The sequence below is a fragment of the Aquibium pacificum genome, from assembly GCF_040839445.1.
In the GTDB taxonomy this organism is placed as follows: Bacteria; Pseudomonadota; Alphaproteobacteria; order Rhizobiales; family Rhizobiaceae; genus Aquibium; species Aquibium pacificus.
In genome coordinates, this window is sequence record NZ_JBDPGJ010000062.1 from 1 (window position 1) to 255 (window position 255).

Genomic DNA, 255 nt, shown 5'->3' on the forward strand with positions numbered 1-255 from the left:
GGTCCTCTGCGACGTTCATATGGACCACGGGTAGTGGCGTTTCGCAGTACTGGCTCTATGTCGGCTCGACCGGCGTCGGCTCGTACAACATCTACCAGGCCAGCCAGGGCACCAGCACGTCGAAGACGGTATCGGGCCTGCCGTCCAGCGGCACGATCTACGTGCGGCTATGGTCGTATATCAGCGGAAGCTGGCAGTGGAACGACTACACCTACAAGGCCGGCGGCGGCACCAAGGCCGTCATGACGTCTCCGA

At 62.4% G+C, this 255-nt stretch carries 1 protein-coding gene; it reads left to right on the forward strand.

All coding sequences use genetic code 11. The features are described 5' to 3' along the window. Nucleotides 1-255 (forward strand): hypothetical protein (locus ABGN05_RS30165; protein WP_367957756.1); only part of this gene is annotated, 255 nt, incomplete at both ends.